The sequence below is a fragment of the Pusillimonas sp. DMV24BSW_D genome (genome assembly GCF_011388195.1).
Lineage (GTDB): Bacteria > Pseudomonadota > Gammaproteobacteria > Burkholderiales > Burkholderiaceae_B > Neopusillimonas > Neopusillimonas aestuarii.
The window spans coordinates 1,017,033-1,035,066 of the sequence record NZ_CP049990.1; the positions used below are offsets into that span (position 1 = coordinate 1,017,033).

Sequence of the window (18,034 nt, forward strand, 5' to 3'; positions counted from 1 at the left end):
ATGCGTTCGGGAAATTAAATGGGGTTGTCCAGGTCAACGAACTCTACCCGGACGCCCCATTTTTTCTGAATAGCCTCGCCCAAGGCGCGAACGCCGTATCTTTCGGTTGCATGGTGGCCGGCGGCCATAAATGAAACGCCGGTTTCGTTGGCAATATGGAAGTTGGGTTCAGACGCCTCGCCTGTAATGAATAGATCGGCACCGTGCTCAATTGCCGCGTCAACGAAGTTTTGTGCACCACCCGTGCACCAGGCTATGCGGTTGGGTTTATGGCTGGGGTTGCCAATCACCAGAGGTTTTCGGCTCAAGACTTTTTCTGTGTCGTCGGCCAGCATCCTCAGGGTTCGGCCTTTGGGGCATTGACCCAGCCAAACCAGGTTTTCCGGGCCGCATGTAAGGGGGGCGCCTTCTGTGTCGCGCAACGGTTCCAGCCCAAGTTGAAGCCCCAGTTGTGCATTGTTGCCGTACTCCGGGTGGGCGTCCAGCGGCAGGTGAAACCCGAAAATGTTCAGATCGTGTGCCAACGCGAGTGCCAGACGCTGTTTTTTTGCGCCTTTAATCACGGGGTTTTCATTTTTCCAGAACCAGCCGTGATGAACAATGACGGCATCCGCCTTTCGTCGGATGGCTTCCTGAAGCAGTGCCTCGGAGGCAGTGACACCGGTAATAATGTGGCTGATTTGCCTTTTGCCTTCCACTTGGAGGCCGTTAGGGCAATAATCTTTAAATCGTTGGACCTGTAAGGTGGCTTCGAGCCATTGAGCCAGGTCTTGAGTGTTGATTGTTTTCATCTGATTTTGAATTTATGCGTCGATTTTGGTTGCTGTTTGCCCAGACCGTTACAGTGTGCCTGGGGATTCTCTTCATTATCAATATATTACGACCCGACTGGCTGCGCGTCGGCGATACAGCTCAGCGTCAAGGATCAGTATCCAATGCTGTGCCGATCGCAAGCTATGCTGACGCCGTGCAGCGGGCATCGCCTTCGGTTGTGAATATTTATACCAGCAAACGTGTGCTGGAACCGGTTTTGCCTCTGCTCGACGATCCTGAACTAGCTCGTTTGTTTGGTGATTTGCCCGGTTTTTCCCGCAGTCGCCGCGCGACAACGCTGGGTTCAGGGGTGATTGTTAGCCGGGATGGTTATATTCTTACTAATTATCATGTCATTGAATCAGCGGATGCAATCGAGGTGGCATTGGCTGATGGGCGCGTCAGTAAAGCCCGGCTTATTGGTGCCGACCCTGAAACCGATTTGGCTGTACTCAAAATTGAAGAAGAGGCGTTGCCGCCTATTGTCTGGGCTGATACCGGTGCGGCCCGGGTGGGTGATGTTGTGTTGGCAATTGGTAATCCGTTTGGTGTTGGGCAAACCATTACAATCGGCATCGTGTCGGCGCTTGGCCGTAATCGGCTGGGCATTAATATGTATGAGAATTTTATTCAAACTGATGCTGCCATTAATCCGGGAAACTCGGGCGGTGCATTGATCGATACGCAGGGTCGTCTGATTGGTATCAATACCGCCATATACTCGGAAACCGGAGGGTCTTTGGGTATCGGGTTTGCGATTCCGGCCGGTATTGTCCAGAAAGTGTTTGAAGACATTGTGAAGCAGGGCTTTGTCACGCGGGGTTGGATCGGCGTTGAGCCGCAAGATATTACTCCGGACCTGGCTCAGGCCTTTAGTCTGGCGGCGCAAGAGGGTGTGATCGTGGCGCGTATCGTGTCGCAAAGTCCAGCGGCTGAAGCGGGTTTGCGGGTGGGGGATATCATTCGTGAAATTAATGGTGAGGCAGTGACAAATACCGCTGGGTTTTTAAGCCAGATTGCCCGGGTCGAGCCGGGGGCGCAGGCGATGTTAGGGATACTCAGGGGCGGAAAGGCCCGGCGTATCGAGTTGCAAGTGGCACAGCGCCCCGTTCGCCGATGATAGCCGCCCGCGTTGCGTCACAATAAGGTGGCTCGCATAATGAAGCTTGTAAAAACGGAAAGACAAGAATGAACAGATTAAGCCCTGAAACGCTGCTGCAGTTGCCTGAGTCAGTTGACAAGCCGGCCTATGAGCGCAACTGTGTGCCGATTCGCATCGTGCACTTGGGGGCGGGCGCATTTTTTCGTAGTCACCTTGCAGTTTATACCGATGAGGTCATGAAAAAAGGTGATACCCAGTGGGGCATTATGGGGGTAAGCCTGCGCAGCCCCGGAATCGATCGTGCGCTCACACCGCAAAACGGCCTTTATTCGGTGTTGGAGCTTGCAGCCGAACAAAGTCGCCTGAGCGTGGTGGGCAGCGTGGTTGAAGTGGTGAGTTTGCCCGACGAGCCTGATCGCGTCCTGCGAACCTTGATTCAATCGCAAATTGCGATTGTTTCCATGACGCTGACAGACAAAGGCTACGGTTATGATGCATGCGAAGATTGCTTGAAAACCAATGATCCCGACATTGCCCGCGACCTTCAAAACCCAAGGCACCCCCGTTCCGCAATTGGGGTGTTGGCTTGGGCGGTGGCCCAGCGAAAACGCCTGGGTTACAAGCCGTTTACTTTAATGAGCTGCGACAACATCCCGGCGAACGGCAAAGTGCTTCAGCGTGTGCTTGAACAATATATTCAGGTAGTGCAGGATTCACTGGGTGATAAGGACTTGCTACGGTATTTTCTCGACCAATACGCCTGCCCTTGCACCCTGGTCGACCGTTTAACGCCACCCGTACAGGCAAAAGACATCGATCGGGTTGAGCAAACGTTGGGGGTGCACGATGCCGCCCCCGTTGTGACGGAGCCTTATTCACTGTTCGTGATGCAAGACTGGTTCAGTAACGACAGGCCGGCTTGGGAAACAGTGGGCGCAGTGGCGACCGCGCATGTTTCTTCTTATGAAAAACTGCGTTATCGCTTGTTGGATGCCAGTTATTTGGCTATTGGATACTTGGGTTACTTCGAAGGGTTTGCCACTTTGTATCAGGCGCATCAGAACCCGGTAATCCGACAGTTTGTGGCGGAACTGATGGATGATGCGGCAGCGACTTTGGGTAAACGTCCTGAGTACGATTGGCGTGTTTTTAAAGAAGAGTGGCTGCGTCGTTTTGATAATCCTGAATTAAGGGTTGGTACTGCGCAATTAAGAATTGAGACGTCGCATATTCTTATCTATGCCATTGTTCCGGCTGTGGCGGAGCGCTTACGCCATGGCTTGAGCATCGACCGTCATGCCAAAGTACTGGCTTTGTGGATACGCTGTTTGATGCGCGCATCAGAGGCCGGGGCTGAGCCGCTTAATGATTTGCGCGCAGGTCTGTTGCTTGAGCGGGTAAATGCGGCAGGGGGGGCGCATGCCGATCCGTATGCGATTGTCGACAACATTCTTTCGTTCGAAGCCTTATTCGGGGCCAGGCTGTCGAAAGATGCCGAGTTCAAACGAGCGGTGACCGCCGCCTTGCAGCAATCCATGGTTGCGTCATGACCAAACGAATCCTCATTGTGCGTACGTCTTCATTGGGTGATCTGGTGCATATGTTGCCGGCGATTTCCGATATCGCGGCACACGTTCCCGGCGCTCAAATCGACTGGTTGGTCGAGGAGAGCTTTGCTGAAATTCCGGCTTGGCATCCCGCGGTTCATGAGGTTATTCCTGTTGCGCATCGGCGCTGGCGAAAAAGCTGGTGGTCGGCGCAAACACGCACCGAGCGTGCCGCATTGCGCAAGAATCTGGGCGCACGTCAGTACGACATTGTTCTCGATATGCAAGCGTTGATGAAGTCGGTTTGGCTGGTACGCCAAACTCACGGTATGCGTCACGGCTTGAATCGAAAATCAGCGCGCGAGCCGCTTGCTTCATTTTTCTACGATGTTAAGCATTCCGTCGAGTTCTGGCAGCCGGCGGTCATTCGTCAGCGTAAGTTGGCCGCTTCGGTGTTTGGCTACACCTTGTCGGGCGAGCCGGATTTTGGGCTTAAGCAATTTACTGAAGATAAAAATATCGAACCGTATGCGGTGATCATGCCGTCGGCCAGCCGTGACGACAAACTGTGGCCGACAGACGATTGGCATACGGTTTTTGAGTTTTTAACGGGGCAAGGGCTGGCATTGCAGCTTCTGGCGGGGAACCCGGCTGAAACCGCGCGTGCGCAGACCTTAGTGGACGGCATGCCCAATGCGCAGGTCCTGCCAAGGATGTCGCTCACGGAAATTGCACAGCGGCTCGCGCAGGCCCGGGTAATGGTGGGGCTCGATAGTGGGCTTACCCATTTGTCGGCGGGTCTTGGCCGCCCGACGATTGGTATTTATAAGGCCTCAACGCCTGTGCGCACCCCGCTTCAAGGGAGTGGTTATACGGCCAGTTTGGGCGAGCGCGGACACGCGCCTTCGGCACAAACAGTGCTGAGTGCGCTCCGGCAGGCATTGGCATCGGAGTTGGTTTGAATCGTTTTTTATACAACGTTGGTATTCATTTGCTTTCACCCTTGTTGTTGGGATGGATGGGCTGGCGGGCTCATCGCGTGGGGGGGCATTGGGGAGTGATGTCGGGACCGCGTTTTGGTCGTTACGATGAACCGGCAAGGCTGCGTCATCCTGTTTGGGTACATGCAGTCAGCTTGGGTGAAGTGCGCGCGGCACAACCGTTTATTGACGCCCTGCTGGCACAGGGAGATCAGGTTTTATTAACCCACATGACGGTTACCGGGCGTGTGGAAGGGGCAAGAATGTTTGCCCATGCGCTTGAAGACGGGCGTATGCAGCAGGCCTGGTTGCCTTATGATTTCCCCGGCAGTGTCCGTCGTTTCCTGGCACATTACCAACCCTGTGTCGGCGTTCTGATCGAACGCGAGGTATGGCCGAATATCATCGCTCAGGCTCGACGCATGCAAATACCGCTTTTGCTGGCCAGTGCGCGTTTTTCTGATAACTCGTTGCGTCAAACGATCAGGCTGGGCAGTGTTATGCGTGAAGCGTATCAAAGTTTGCAAGTCGTTTATGCGCAAACCCTGCAGGATGCGCAGCGTCTTGAGCAGGCCGGTGTGGTGGGTGTTCGGGTTTCGGGTAATTTTAAGTTCGATGTTTCTTTGCCGCGCGAGTATATAGAGCGCGGCCGGGCTTTTGCCCAAGCCCTTTCGCGCAAGATGATCACCATTGCCAGTACCCGCGAGGGCGAAGATGAGTTGTTCATTGACGCGATTCAAAAGCAGATCCGGCGCGCGCAGTCACAAGGGGTTTCACTGGAAGAGCGTGTGCTGTTTTGCCTGGTTCCACGACACCCGCAACGTTTTGAGGACGTGGCAAAAAAACTGGAAAATGCCGGGTTGTCGTACATGCGTCGCTCCGAGTTTGTTCAAACGGGAGAAACGGGGGCGGTGAATGCGCGCATCATTACTCAAGGGCGCCAGTTGGTTCTTTTGGGTGACAGCCTTGGTGAAATGCCGCGCTATTATGCAGCCAGCCATGTTGCTATCATTGCCGGCAGTTTTTTGCCCTTCGGAGGGCAAAACCTTATTGAGGCTTGTGCAACTGGGGTGCCGGTGTTGGTGGGACCACATACGGAAAACTTCAGTCAGGCGGTATTTGATGCGATTCAGGAAGGGGCCGCACTGCGCGTACCGACCGCTGATGCCGCAATTCAGCAGGCTTTAACGCTTCTTGATGAGCCTCAACGGCTTGCCCGCATGACGCAGGCCGGCACACAGTGGGTGAGCAAACATACGGGGGCCGTGGCGCGTGTGTTAACCGGTTTGAATGAGTTAAAAGCGGAACGTAAGACACCTAGCTAAGGCCGTGGTATTTGCGGCCGATTTCCATGGTTGCCTTGAAGAAACCGTCTTTACTGCCGCAATCGTAGCGTGTGCCCGTATATTCCACGCCGAACACCGGCCGCTCCGACATTAAGCTGGCAATACCGTCGGTTAACTGAATCTCACCGCCTACGCCCGCCTGCGTGCGACGCAAGTGTTCAAAAATTTCCGGCTCAAGCACATAACGCCCCACAACTGCCAAGTTCGACGGAGCCGCTTCCGGCTTGGGCTTTTCCACGATATCTTCCACACGGGTGGTGCGGTCATCTACGCGGGGGCCGGCAATAATTCCGTACTTTTGTGTATCTGACGGCTCAATGGATTGAATTGCCAGGATGCTGCCGTTGTGCTGATGTGCTGCTTCAACAAGCTGATGAGTGGCGTAGGTGTCCGAGTCAATGAGGTCGTCGGCCAGCAGAACAACAAAAGGTTCGTTGCCGACAATAGGCGCGGCGCATAGTACGGCATGACCCAGGCCTAAAGGTGCTGGTTGCCGTGTGTAGATGCAGTTTACGTACGATGGAATGATATTACGTACAGCATCGAGCAGGGTTTGCTTGTTTTTGGCAGCCAAGTCCGCTTCAAGCTCTGGTGCGCTGTCGAAATGGTCTTCAATCGCCCGTTTGTTGCGCCCTGTAATGAAAATAAGATCGGTAATGCCGGAAGCGACAGCCTCCTCAACGGCATATTGAATCAAGGGTTTGTCGACAATGGGCAGCATTTCTTTAGGCATGGCCTTGGTAGCGGGTAAGAATCGAGTGCCCATGCCCGCCACGGGAAACACGGCCTTGCGTATAGGTTTCATATGCTGGAAAAGACTAATTTAAATTTTTGGATTGTTGTAATTGTAGCGCCAGCGCGGCCAGCCCATCCAGCGCGGGGGTGGGCAACCATTCTATTGGTGTGGAGGGCAGGTCGAGTCGGCCTTGTGTGAAATGCAAGAGTCGAATGACTTCTTCTTTGACAAGCGGCCATCCGCCGCCGGTAGTAAATACTTGTGGCGCAAGCCCGTAGTACTCCACTGCGGCCAGCCATTGGCGCAGCACAGCACCGGCTTGCGCCGCCGCGATGCCGCTGGCGATGGATTGGTGGGTGTGGGTGGGGTAAATGGTGGTGTTGCTGTTGGCGTCCGGCAAATGAGCGGTATTTTCAGCCAGAGCAGTGCGCATCAATGCCGGTCCGGGAAGGATCAGGCCGCCGGGAAACTGGTAGTGCAGGTTGTAGGCCTGGGTTTCGTCGCTGGCTTTTCTGACAACCAACGTATCAATTGTGGTGGCCGTTCCGAAGCTGGCAAGTATCAGGGGGCAGAGTGTCGTATCAGCATGTTCCAATTGGGGGTGGGGGCGCTGCGCAAGCCCGAGTAGTGCAAGCCAGCGGTCCGAACCCAATTGCTCCGGGTTGGTATAGGCGTTGGTGACATTAAGTGTTTGGGGTTCGCCGGTGACCCACTCAGTTGAGCAGTTGTGTTTTAAAAGTATTTTTTCTATAGCAGCCGCAACGGTAGGGCCCGCCACATTGACGCCCAGGGCTGAGGTCGGCGGTAACGGAAGTGTACCCAGCCAGTGAGCCAGTTGGTCGAGATCGGCATGTTGAAATGCAACGACGGTGAGTTCGCGTTCGCCTGTGTCGGGGTTGACCCAACCCGCTTTGATTCGCGTGTTTCCCGCATCAATCAGAATAATCATGGCAAGCCTCCCGGAGTTGTTGCTGTTATGCCTGATTCGACGCACCACGGGGCCGGATGGATATTTCGCCTAATGACAACGCGGTTTCACCATTGGGGCCGTGTACGAGCAATTGTCCCATGATGTTAATCCCTTTGGCGATTCCCGCATGTAACAACCTGTCATTGTGAATAACGTTAATGTGTTGGCCCAACAAACCGTCAACTTGTGCATATCGCTCGGGAAGCGCGTGAAAGCCATTACGTGTAATTTCGTTATATATGTTGCGCCAGTTTTGTGCGATATCGATAACAAGATCCGAGAGGCTGGCTTTTTGGGCCTGGTGGTCTTGCGCGCAGACGCTCGACCAGTCGGCCACTGCGCGATTCAGCGACTGGCTTAGTGCACGGGCGTCTTCAATATTCAGGCCGATTCCAACAATCACTACATGATGGTCGTCGGAACTTTTTGCGGTGCCTGCACGCGTTACTTCGGTAAGAATACCGGCGAGTTTTGCCTGGTCCCACCAGATATCGTTGGGCCATTTCAAGGTTAAGCGATGCTGGTTCGCCGGGTCGATCCGGCTTCGAAGGGCTTCAGCCACTGCAATACCGGCAAGCGGCGATAGTGTGGGCAATTGGCGGGTTGGTGTAAATATGTCGTAGGCGCAGGAAAACATGAGGTTCGCACCTGCGCGATTCTGCCAGGTTCGCCCGGACCTGCCCCGCCCCGCACGCTGGAAATGTGCGCCATGTAACCAGGGGCGGGCCAGGGTTTGTTGTGTTGTTCTGGCCTGGTTAAGCAGGTCGGCATTGGTTGAGTCGGTGTGTTCGCACCACGTAACCTTGCGGAAAGCGGGCAGGGCCTGTGTCAAGGCCTGTTGCAGTTGATCAGGAGAAGGAAGTGCAAGGTTTGACATGGGCCGTGATTAAAAAAGCGTCAGGATTCAGGTTAAGCTTTAGGGTGCCGGAGATAAGGATAGTTTAAAGCGCAAAATAGATTGGTATGAACATGGCTGAACACAAGGAAGTAAAAGCATTTGATGGTCAGGCAGGGCCGATTGAGTGTGTTATCGAGTGGCCGGAAGCATCGGCTGAGGGCTGGGCACTGGTATTGCATCCGCACCCGTTGCATGGCGGCACCCGCGACAACAAAGTCGTTACCACTATTGGGCGCGCTTGTTTGCAGCGTAATCTTGTCACCCTGCGGCCGAATTTTCGTGGAGTGGGTGACTCTGCCGGAGAGTTCGATAGCGGTAAGGGTGAAACAACAGACATGCAAATGCTGGTTGAGCAATTCGTCCAGGCTTATCCCGATCTGGCGACAAAGCCTTGGGTGCTGGCGGGATTCTCGTTTGGAACGGCGGTTGCCGCCCAGTTGCAGGCAAACCTGAAGGACGTTGTAGAAAGCGGGTCGGCGGTTTGTGACACGCCCAGTGCGTTGATTCTGGTGGGGGCTGCCGTGGGGCGTTTTCAGTTTCGTGATATTTCCCTGCCGGAAAATACTTTGATGGTCCACGGCGAGGTTGATGAGGTTGTGCCCTTTTCTGAGGCCATGGATTTTGCCCGGCGGCACGAGCAGCCGGTAACGGTCATTCCGGATGCGTCACATTTTTTTCACGGCAAGCTGGTCTCTTTGAAGTCATTGGTTCAGCAACGTCTTGCCACACTTTAGGTTGGCTGACAGAGTAGGTTCGAAGCCTATAATGAACTTTTTTCGGCTTACAGTTCCAAACGGTTGTCATCACGTTAGGCGGGTTAATTAAATTATGTTGAAGTTGTCTTCTCTTTACCGATCAAGTTCGCGTTTTCTGGCACAGGGTTGTTTGGGGGTCGCATTGGCCTTAGGCAGTGGCTATGCCCATGCGCAAAGCATCACTGATATTACGGTGGCGGAATTATCTACCGTACCGTTGCCCGATCTGGCTGCCAAAGCCTGGCTGTCGCTGGATATGAACAGTGGTCAGGTCATCGCGGCAAAAGACATCAACACCGAGGTGGAGCCTGCGTCGCTTACGAAACTTATGGCGGCGTACGTTATTTTCAAGGCTATTGAAGATGGTCGCTTGTCTATGGACCAGGAAGTGCCTGTGTCGGAAAAAGCCTGGAAAACTGAAGGTTCGCGCATGTTCATCAATGTGAACACGAGCGTGAAAGTCAGTGACCTGCTTCAGGGTTTTATCGTGCAATCGGGTAACGACGCCACAGTGGCGCTTGCCGAGGCGGTGGCCGGAAGTGAAAGTGCTTTTGTTGCGCTCATGAATGAGGAAGCCCAGCGCCAGGGCCTTAACGACACTTACTATACGAATTCGCCAGGCCTGCCGCATCCCGATCACAAAACAACGGTAAAGGATTTGGCCATTCTGGCTCAGAACCTTATTAATGATTTTCCGCAACATTTGCACTATTACAGCCAGAAGGAATATACCTACAATGATATTCGGCAGCGCAATCGTAATCGTTTGCTCTGGATTGATGAAACCGTCGACGGCCTGAAAACCGGGCATACGTCGTCTGCGGGTTATTGCCTGATTACGACAGCCTTGCGCGACGGGCGTCGTGTCGTGACGGTGCTGGTCGGCGCTAATAGTGATGCGGCACGCACGGAAAACAGCTTGAAATTACTGAACTGGAGTTTCCAGAATTTTGAAACAATCAAATTGCTCGATCAGGACAAGCCCGTTGTGGATGCGCGCGTTTGGCAAGGTTTGGTTGAAACAGTGGGTCTTGGCCAGTCACAGCCGGTATGGCTTACTGTGCCGCGTGGGAAGGCAGCCGATATCGAATCTGTCGCTGAATATACTCAGCCGCTTATTGCACCGTTGGAAGCGGGTCAGCAGGTTGGCACTGTAACGCTCATGCTTGACGACCTGGCGCTGCGCCAAGAGCCGTTGCGGGTGTTGACCGATGTCGAGCAGGCTGGGTTTATGTCCCGCATGATCGACAAGGTCAAGCTGATGTTGCAATAGCGGCGCATATTACTTTTTCTTTTGGCTGTGGCGTTCATGATCTCAGGTGTTGATAACGACAGTATTGTTTATTTGAATGGCGAATATCTTCGCCTGGCCGACGCCAAAGTTTCGGTGCTTGATCGGGGCTTTGTCTTCGGGGACGGCATCTACGAAGTGGTGCCGGTGTACAAAGGCGTGCCCTTTCGCATGCATCAACACATTGCCCGGTTGCAGCGTAGTTTGCAGTCGGTACGTATTCATCTTGAATACACCGAGGCGCAATGGCAGACTCTGGTCGAAGGAGTGCTCGCACGGGCGGACGATTCGGCGTCGAATTTAATGGTGTACTTGCAAGTGACCCGTGGGGTGGCAAAAAGAGATCATGCTTTTCCTGCTGCTGTTGAGCCGACGGTGTTCTGTATGGCATCGCCTTTTGCGCGCCCGGGCAAGGCGCAGCGCGAGGAAGGGCTGGCCGCCATTTCTGTTCCCGATACGCGTTGGCTGTTGTGTCATATCAAATCTATTTCGCTTTTGGGCAATGTGCTTGCCAAGCAAGCGGCAGTTGATGCCGGAGTCGATGAAGTGCTGCAATTCCGTGAGGGTTATCTAACGGAAGGTTCGTCGTGCAATATTTGGGTGGTTAAAAATGGTGTGCTCATGGCGCCCGAAGCGAACCATCTTATTCTTGAAGGTATTCGTTACCGGTTTTTGGCGGAGCTGGCGCGTAACGCCGGCATTCCATTTGAGGCGCGTCCTGTTTCAGCTGAAGAGGTAAACAACGCCGATGAACTAATGTTAACGTCGGCAACCAAAGAAGTGTTGCCAATCGTGCGTTACAACGGTAATCCGGTTGGCACGGGTAAGCCCGGCCCGGTCTATGCGTTACTGCGGGCAAGTTACGATCGTGTGATAGAGAGTCTTTAACATGGCCATGCCCCCAATTCCTCCTGAGCAATCTTTAATTGAGTACCCTTGTGACTTTCCGATTAAGGTAATGGGTAAGGCTCATCCGGAGTTCGCGCAGGTGCTTACAGAAGTGGTGCTGCAGTTCGATACGACATTTGACCCCGCAACGGTTGAAATGCGGCCAAGTCGCAGCGGAAACTATTTGGGTCTGACGTTTACCGTAACGGCAACCTCGCGCGAACAGCTCGACGACCTCTATCGTGCGCTGCATGGTCATCCTATGGTGTCGATTGTGCTGTGATCAATGTGAGGTGGTTGCCGCGTCCCGCATCGTATACAACAGTCTGGCAAGACATGCGGGCGTTTACCGAAGCACGCACATCTACAACAGGCGATGAAATCTGGTTGGTTGAACATGAACCTGTATACACCCTAGGGCTGGCCGGGAAAGCGGAGCATGTGTTGAACCCAGGCGCGATTCCCGTTGTGAGAACCGACCGTGGCGGGCAGGTTACTTATCACGGTCCCGGCCAGGTTGTGGCCTATTGTTTGTTCGATCTTCGTCGCTATGGTTTGTACGTTAAAGAATACGTAAATCGGCTGGAAGAAGTTGTTATTAACCTGTTGCATGCTTACGGCCTGGAAGGGGCGTGTCGCAAGGCGGGTGCGCCCGGCGTGTATGTGCCCATCGATGATCGCACAACGAAACAACTGGCGAAAATCGCGGCTTTGGGCATTAAAGTACGTAACGGTTGCACCTATCATGGCGTTGCCCTGAATGTGGAAATGGATTTGACCCCCTTTCTGGGTATTAATCCGTGCGGCTATGAAGGCTTGGTAACGGTTGATCTGGCCGGCTGTGGCGTGCATACCACTGTTTCAGAGGCGGGTAATTTGCTGGCCCGGTATTTGTTGCAGGCTTTTCCTGCGCGTGAGACAAGTTGAGCCCCTTTTGTTGTCAAGGGGAATTGGCCTTTCCGGCCGATGGGGCAGTAGAATAGGGTTTTTACCAATATAACCGGCACACGGCAACGTGTTGCGAGACAGAAAGGATGAAGTCCATGACTGATTCAGCTGTGGGTCAGGCCGCTACAGGCTACGACCCAACACAGAAGCAGAAATCTCAAGCCAAAACGTCGCGGATTCCAATCAAGATCGTGCCCGCTGAACGGTTGAAAAAGCCCGATTGGATTCGGGTTAAAGCTGCCGCACCCGGTTCTCGCTTTTACGACATCAAGCGGATTTTGCGTGAGCATAATTTGCATACGGTTTGCGAAGAGGCGTCGTGTCCCAACATAGGTGAGTGCTTTGGTAAAGGCACGGCGACTTTCATGATTATGGGCGACAAGTGCACGCGTCGTTGCCCTTTCTGTGATGTGGGGCATGGACGCCCCGATCCGCTGGATGAAAAAGAACCGGAAAATCTGGCTCGCACTATTGCCGATCTCAAGTTGTCGTATGTGGTGATTACTTCGGTAGACCGTGACGATTTACGCGATGGCGGGGCGGCACACTTTGTGGAGTGTATTCGTCAAGTACGTGCGCTGTCGCCAAAGACACAAATCGAAATTCTGGTGCCTGATTTTCGTGCGCGGCTGGAACGCGCTTTGGGTATCTTGAACGCTTGCCCTCCCGATGTGATGAATCACAATCTGGAAACGGTGCCCAGATTATATAAACAGGCTCGTCCGGGCTCCGATTACCACCACTCCCTTAAATTGCTTGCGGAGTTCAAGGCGCTGCATCCCGACGTGCCCACCAAGTCGGGCTTGATGCTGGGTTTGGGCGAAACAGATGAAGAGATTCTGGAAGTCATGCGTGACATGCGTGAACACAATGTCGATATGCTGACGATTGGCCAGTATTTGCAGCCCTCTGAGCATCACTTGCCGGTGGTTCGGTATCCGCATCCCGATACTTATGCCATGCTTGAAAAAGAAGCATATGCCATGGGCTTTACCCATGCTGCGGTCGGTCCAATGGTGCGATCTTCCTATCACGCCGATCAGCAGGCGCATGCTGCAGGCGTTTAATTCAATATTGTCGGCAGTTAGGTAAGTTGAGCGTTATGGTGAGTTTAAAAAGCCATCCCGATAATAGTCGGGATGGCTTTTTATCTTAGGCCTTTGCCGTTTCAGCTTGGGGTGTTTTTGAGTCTTCTATCTCAAGCAGTTTCAACAAATTACGGCGAACCTTCACTGATGCGATGTCGTTAGACATCAGTACAGGGTCAAGATCGAAGAACTCCTCGCCATTCATTTCCTCCTGAACGCCCTGAATGATGGGACCGTCTTCCAGTTCGAAGGCGTCGCGCATGGCTTTGAGCTTCATTGCATTGAAGTCGGCGTCGTCTTCCAGGTGGTTGCGTCGTGTTGCGAAGAAATAGTGGGTGCTGTCTTCGGTTTCGGGCGTACAGGTATGCAGGTCGTAGGCGCCAACCCCCTGTTCAAAAGGTGTGTCGCCTTGCGCGCCGCCGACGGAAAGCTGGATGTTGGCAGGCGGCATCCACTCAACGGTGAAAAAGTGTCGCGCTTCGGCCTGAGGATCGGGCAAGAAGTGAGACAGAACAAAGATCGGGGGGGTTTGTTTCCATTCCCAGCGTGCAAATACGGAGCGTTCTGTTTCTTTTACCTCAGGAATGATCGGTGATAGTTGTCCGCGGGTGGAGATGGCGTCGCCGTGGACATGGTCGATATGGCTTAGGTCCATCACGTTATCGATCATGAGCTGGTAGTTGGCATTCATGTGCATGTGGGTATAGCCAATGCCGGTGGGAGGGCCGTTATCCAGGGGGCTGTAGTCGGGCAGTTGTGCCGGGTCGGCTGGTTCGTCGCCCATCCAAATCCAGATAAAACCGTATTTTTCCTGCAAAGGGTAAGTGGGAACCTTGGCCGCTTTCGGTATGTTGCCTGAGCCGTGCGGGTTGTGCGTGCATTGGCCGGTGCAGTCAAACTTCAGGGCGTGGTAATGGCATACGATTTGGTCGCCGTCGCGTTTGCCCAGGTGCAGAGGAGCGAAGCGATGTGGGCAGCGGTCGCGCATGGCGACCGGGTCACCGTTCTGTTTGCGGTAAAGCAACACATTCGTGCCTAATAACTTACGGTGAAATAGATCTTCCGGGCCAACTTCGCTGGACAAGGCAGCGACGTACCACGCATTTTTCAGGTAACGCATAAGACTCCTCCGGGTATGGTGCATGCCATACGGTTTATTCAATTAATAAGCGCGCAAAAAAAAGCGCATGACAAAGGTCATGCGCAAATTCTATGCATAAAATTGATTTTTATGTATCAGGGTTTTTGCTATGCTTTTATCTGGCGATTGCGATTTCCTGATCGGCCTCATGCATGGCAAGGACGCTTTCCATCACGCTTTGCTCAGTACCGCGAATGTGCTTTTTTAACAGCGAGACGGCAGCGCGTTTGTCGCGTTTCAGAACCGCTTTCATGATGAGTTGATGTTCCTGATTCTTTTTGCGGTGTGCTTTGCGAAAACGTGCGGAATAGCGCCGATATCTTTCTGCATTGTCGAAAAGTTGTTCGATAAGATTCAGTAGCAAAGGCGAGGAGCAGCCGGAATAAATGGCCAAGTGGAATGCGCGGTGGCGCTCCGACCACGATTCATCCAGCGCAATAGGCCCTTCGCTGAGCCTTTGTTCCGCCAGCCGAAGGCTGTGTGATGCAGCCACGATGCGCTCCTCCCATTCATCATCGCCGCTTTCCATGGCGTCTTTCAACGCTTCTGTTTCAATCAGTAGACGCACACGAGTAAGGTCTTTCAGACCGTCAATTGACAGCGGAGCAACGCGAAAACCGCGATTTTCTATAGAACGAACCAGGCCTTGTTCGGCCAGTCGTGCCAGTGCTTCGCGTACTGGGCTACTACTGAATCCATAGCGTGAGCTGAGCTCGTCGACGCGCAGGCGCTCTTCCGGCGGGAATTCGCATTGAACAATGGCCTTGCGCAACGTGCGGTAAGCCTGTTCGGTAAGCGGATAGTTTGCAATGTTGTCTGAAGCCATGGCTGATCTCGACATATTGTTTTGGCGTTGTTGACGAATCCGAATTGTAGATCATGCGCTCTCGTTTGGTGGTGGGGCGGCGGGTATACCCTTGTTAGTAAAAACCCTTGTGCTCAAAAGTATGTTTTATGCATAGAAATTGTGTTTAAATAGTTTTTGTCATGAAAAGATAACTTTAAGCTAACTCTTGTAAATCGCTTAGCAAACATATCGCCTGAGAAAAAAAGGCGCAGCAACAAGGAGACAAAATGTCCATTCCAAAGACAATGAAAGCAGCCCGCATGCACGACGTGGGTTCCCCCATGAAAATTGAGGAAGTGCCGGTGCCCGAAGTGCGTTCCAACGACGTACTGGTTAAGGTTCATTCGTGTGGCATCGTGCCTAATTTGGGCAACGTGCTGAAAAACTGGACAACCTGGTTCCCGGAGCGCCCATTGCCACCTCTGCCGGCTATTTTCGGCTTGGATCCTGCCGGTGAAATTGTGGCGGTTGGCTCTCAGGTTCACTACTGGCAGCCTGGTGATCGCGTTTACGTGAATCCCGGTCGTCACTGTGGCGGGTGCCGTGCGTGTCGCGATGGTCGTCATGAGCACTGCGAGTACTACACCTTCAACGGTTACTTTGGTTTCAGCGAAAAGTCTTTGAAGATTTTCGATGACTATCCTTATGGCGGTTTGTGTCAGTACATGACCGCACCTCAGTATTCGCTTGTATCCCTTCCCGATAGCGTTTCGTACGATCAAGCTGCGCGTTTGGGCTATTTGGGTACGGCGTACGCCGGTTTGCGTAAAGCGCAAATTCGCCCCGGCCAAACCGTCATGGTGAGCGGTGCAAGCGGCACGCTGGGTCTGGGGGCTATTCTGCTGGCCTTGGGGATGGGGGCGACTCGTATCCTGGGTGTGGCGCGTAATAAAGAGCTGTTGGCCCGCGTTAAAGCGCTGGCGCCTGAGCGCATCGAGGTCAAGTCCATAAATGATAATGAATCAGTTGAAGACTGGGTTCAGCGCATGACGGCAAACGAAGGGCTCGACCTGTACGTCGATTGCATTGGGCCGGGCGGTGGTCATGACATCTTGTTGTCGGCAATGCGTGTGCTCAAGCGTGGCGGCAAAGCCGTTGATATCGGCGCCATTGCAGGTGATGTGCCGGTTGACTTGCACACCGTCATGGATTTGCAGCAAACGGTCATTGGTTCGTGCTGGTTCACTGCGGCGGAAGGTCAGGATATGGCCGATATGGCGGGTGCGGGAACATTGAATATGTCTGTATTCGAGCATGTGGCCAGTCCTCTCGAGCAAATCAACGAGGCGATTTCCGGTATTGAAAATCGCAGCGGCGGCTTTAGTAATTTTGTGATTCACCCTTAACGGTTGTCGTCGGAAGCGACCGCTTTTATTTCCCCTGCAACCCTTGCTGCCGGATATTCATGGCAGCGGGGAGCAGATTACGCAGTATTCAAACAACAGGAAGGAGACAGGTATGGGAAATCGATTCAGCCGGCGTGACTTTGTGAAAGTGGCAGGGGTGTCTGCCGCTGCAATGGCCACGCCAACCATTTCGTTTGCGCAGGCAGATCGTGACACTTTGCGATTTGGCTGGGCAATTTCAAAAACCGGCCCGTTTACTGCTGGGGCCAGTTCCACTCAAATCCCCAATTATCATTTATGGGTGGATGACGTCAACAAGGCCGGCGGCCTGATGGTAGACGGTAAAAAGAAGTTGATCGAGGTTTTTGAATACGATGACCGCAGTCAGCCCGAAGAGGCTGTTCGCGCTATTGATCGTTTGGTTAACCAGGATAAAGTCGACTTTTTGCTACCGCCTTGGGGAACCGGCATGAACATGGCTGTTGCGCCTGTGTTTTTCCGTAATAAGTTTCCCATGATTGCGCCCACCTTCATTACTGAGCGCATGCCCGAACTCGTTAAGCGCTGGGATAATGTTTTTGCCTTGTTGCAACCCAATGCCCCCTACGGGACGGCGATTGTCGACGTGCTTCAGGAAATGCGCAAGGCAGGCAAAATCAATAATCGCGTAGCGATTGTGAACGTAACCGACCAAGGTGGTATTGAACTGGTCAAAGCGGCACGTGACGCTTTCGCCAATACCGATTTTGAAATCGTACACGAAGCCGGTTATCCCATTGGCACTCAGGATCTCACGCCAATTATCACTGCCGCCCAGCAAAGCAATCCCGACGTATTCCTGGCATTCAGCTATCCGCCCGACTCCATGGGGCTCACTGAAGCAGCGAGGGTGCGCGGCTTTAATCCGAAGGTGTTCTACATCGGTGTGGGTTCGGCGCTGCCTATTTACCGCAAGCGCTTCGCGGCGGCAACGGAAGGTGTCATGGGCCCAGGCGGCTGGAACCCTGAAACCCCGGAACTGCAAGCCTATATCGAGCGCTTCCAGGCTCTGAATGGAGGGCTGCCCGACCAATGGGTCAGCTATCTGTGTTATTCGGGTCTGCAGGCTTTGGGCCAGGCTATCGAAACCGTGGGAACGGTTGATCGCCCTGCAATTATCAAAGTGCTTCAGCAGGAAACCTTCGAGACGATTTCCGGCCCCTTGCGCTTTGAAAACAATATTGCACGCGATGCGTGGTTGGTTGGTCAGTGGCAGGGCGATACGTTCTGGGGGGTTGCGCCCAAAGATCGGGAAGGTGCCAAGCCTATTATCGATAAGCCAAACTGGAGCTAATCCGG

Annotated in this window: 18 protein-coding genes; 12 read left to right on the top strand and 6 right to left on the bottom strand. The window is 53.5% G+C overall.

What is annotated here, in order from left to right:
* Positions 1–14: 14 nt before the first annotated feature.
* Entirely contained in the window at positions 15–791 is a 777-nt protein-coding gene (locus tag G9Q38_RS04900) for a Nif3-like dinuclear metal center hexameric protein (protein ID WP_166128391.1), read from the bottom strand.
* A 14-nt stretch (positions 792–805) separates the two neighbouring features.
* Here G9Q38_RS04900 and G9Q38_RS04905 point away from each other — a divergent pair, with 14 nt between their 5' ends.
* The 4 genes from G9Q38_RS04905 to G9Q38_RS04920 all read left to right on the top strand — a co-directional run bounded on the left by G9Q38_RS04905 (position 806) and on the right by G9Q38_RS04920 (position 5,767).
* On the top strand, positions 806–1,933 hold the full coding sequence (locus G9Q38_RS04905; RefSeq protein WP_166128394.1) for a trypsin-like peptidase domain-containing protein: 1,128 nt from the start codon (positions 806–808) through the stop codon (positions 1,931–1,933).
* Positions 1,934–2,001: 68 nt separating this feature from the next.
* On the top strand, positions 2,002–3,465 hold the full coding sequence (locus tag G9Q38_RS04910; RefSeq protein ID WP_166128397.1) for a mannitol dehydrogenase family protein: 1,464 nt from the start codon (positions 2,002–2,004) through the stop codon (positions 3,463–3,465).
* A complete protein-coding gene (waaC, locus tag G9Q38_RS04915) occupies positions 3,462–4,424 on the top strand; it encodes a lipopolysaccharide heptosyltransferase I (protein WP_166128399.1) in 963 nt (320 codons plus the stop codon). The genes G9Q38_RS04910 and waaC overlap by 4 nt, the downstream gene beginning before the upstream one ends.
* Complete coding sequence (locus tag G9Q38_RS04920; RefSeq protein ID WP_166128402.1) at positions 4,421–5,767, top strand: 3-deoxy-D-manno-octulosonic acid transferase; 1,347 nt, start codon at positions 4,421–4,423, stop codon at positions 5,765–5,767. Before waaC ends, G9Q38_RS04920 begins: the two co-directional genes overlap by 4 nt.
* Here the strand turns inward: G9Q38_RS04920 and galU are convergent.
* Genes galU through G9Q38_RS04935 form a run of 3 tightly spaced genes read right to left on the bottom strand, consistent with a single transcriptional unit; the run spans position 5,760 to position 8,371 of the window.
* Positions 5,760–6,593, bottom strand: a complete 834-nt coding sequence (gene galU, locus G9Q38_RS04925; protein WP_114420429.1) for a UTP--glucose-1-phosphate uridylyltransferase GalU — start codon at positions 6,591–6,593, stop codon at positions 5,760–5,762. The genes G9Q38_RS04920 and galU overlap by 8 nt on opposite strands.
* Before the next feature lie 13 nt (positions 6,594–6,606).
* Entirely contained in the window at positions 6,607–7,473 is an 867-nt protein-coding gene (locus G9Q38_RS04930; RefSeq protein ID WP_166128404.1) for a type III pantothenate kinase, read from the bottom strand.
* A 25-nt stretch (positions 7,474–7,498) separates the two neighbouring features.
* Entirely contained in the window at positions 7,499–8,371 is an 873-nt protein-coding gene (locus G9Q38_RS04935; protein ID WP_166128407.1) for a biotin--[acetyl-CoA-carboxylase] ligase, read from the bottom strand.
* 92 nt (positions 8,372–8,463) lie between these two features.
* Between G9Q38_RS04935 and G9Q38_RS04940 the strand changes: the two genes are divergently transcribed.
* The 6 genes from G9Q38_RS04940 to lipA all read left to right on the top strand — a co-directional run bounded on the left by G9Q38_RS04940 (position 8,464) and on the right by lipA (position 13,341).
* Positions 8,464–9,126, top strand: a complete 663-nt coding sequence (locus tag G9Q38_RS04940) for an alpha/beta hydrolase (RefSeq protein ID WP_166128410.1) — start codon at positions 8,464–8,466, stop codon at positions 9,124–9,126.
* 94 nt (positions 9,127–9,220) lie between these two features.
* Entirely contained in the window at positions 9,221–10,420 is a 1,200-nt protein-coding gene (locus tag G9Q38_RS04945; protein ID WP_166128412.1) for a D-alanyl-D-alanine carboxypeptidase family protein, read from the top strand.
* 36 nt (positions 10,421–10,456) lie between these two features.
* Positions 10,457–11,326, top strand: a complete 870-nt coding sequence (locus G9Q38_RS04950; RefSeq protein ID WP_166128415.1) for a D-amino acid aminotransferase — start codon at positions 10,457–10,459, stop codon at positions 11,324–11,326.
* A gap of 7 nt (positions 11,327–11,333) precedes the next feature.
* The gene (locus tag G9Q38_RS04955; RefSeq protein ID WP_119442564.1) at positions 11,334–11,609 is read left to right on the top strand and encodes a DUF493 family protein; all 276 of its coding nucleotides are present in this window, start codon (positions 11,334–11,336) and stop codon (positions 11,607–11,609) included.
* 5 nt (positions 11,610–11,614) lie between these two features.
* Complete coding sequence (lipB, locus tag G9Q38_RS04960; protein WP_255455263.1) at positions 11,615–12,253, top strand: lipoyl(octanoyl) transferase LipB; 639 nt, start codon at positions 11,615–11,617, stop codon at positions 12,251–12,253.
* A gap of 116 nt (positions 12,254–12,369) precedes the next feature.
* Entirely contained in the window at positions 12,370–13,341 is a 972-nt protein-coding gene (gene lipA, locus G9Q38_RS04965; protein ID WP_370523882.1) for a lipoyl synthase, read from the top strand.
* An 85-nt stretch (positions 13,342–13,426) separates the two neighbouring features.
* Here lipA and G9Q38_RS04970 read toward each other — a convergent pair whose 3' ends face one another.
* A complete protein-coding gene (locus G9Q38_RS04970; protein WP_228276198.1) occupies positions 13,427–14,482 on the bottom strand; it encodes a Rieske 2Fe-2S domain-containing protein in 1,056 nt (351 codons plus the stop codon).
* A gap of 136 nt (positions 14,483–14,618) precedes the next feature.
* On the bottom strand, positions 14,619–15,329 hold the full coding sequence (locus tag G9Q38_RS04975) for a GntR family transcriptional regulator (protein ID WP_166128427.1): 711 nt from the start codon (positions 15,327–15,329) through the stop codon (positions 14,619–14,621).
* Between the two features lie 248 nt (positions 15,330–15,577).
* Between G9Q38_RS04975 and G9Q38_RS04980 the strand changes: the two genes are divergently transcribed.
* Together G9Q38_RS04980 and G9Q38_RS04985 are read left to right on the top strand one after the other, a co-directional pair.
* The gene (locus tag G9Q38_RS04980) at positions 15,578–16,696 is read left to right on the top strand and encodes an alcohol dehydrogenase catalytic domain-containing protein (protein ID WP_119442330.1); all 1,119 of its coding nucleotides are present in this window, start codon (positions 15,578–15,580) and stop codon (positions 16,694–16,696) included.
* A 112-nt stretch (positions 16,697–16,808) separates the two neighbouring features.
* Positions 16,809–18,029: an amino acid ABC transporter substrate-binding protein gene (locus tag G9Q38_RS04985; protein ID WP_166132318.1), complete on the top strand. Its 1,221-nt coding sequence runs from the start codon at positions 16,809–16,811 to the stop codon at positions 18,027–18,029.
* Positions 18,030–18,034: the final 5 nt, after the last annotated feature.